Consider the following 255-nt stretch of genomic DNA (forward strand, 5'->3'; position numbering starts at 1 on the left):
GCCTGCGGGCGATCGCGGAGATGGGCTTCGACGTCGTCTACCTCCCACCGGTCCACCCCATCGGCAGCACCTTCCGCAAGGGCCCCGACAACACCCTGACCGCGGGACCCGACGACGTCGGCGTGCCGTGGGCGATCGGCTCCCCCGAGGGCGGCCACGACGCGATCCACCCGGACCTCGGCACCCTCGACGACTTCGACCACTTCGTCGACGAGGCACGCGGGTCGGGCCTGGAGATCGCCCTGGACTTCGCCC

1 pseudogene is annotated in these 255 nt (G+C 72.2%); it reads left to right on the forward strand.

What is annotated here, in order from left to right:
- Positions 1-255: pseudogene (locus QSK45_RS38235) on the forward strand (alpha-1,4-glucan--maltose-1-phosphate maltosyltransferase); the annotation flags it as partial.

The organism is Streptomyces hygroscopicus subsp. hygroscopicus, from assembly GCF_030269125.1.
Lineage (GTDB): Bacteria > Actinomycetota > Actinomycetes > Streptomycetales > Streptomycetaceae > Streptomyces > Streptomyces hygroscopicus_C.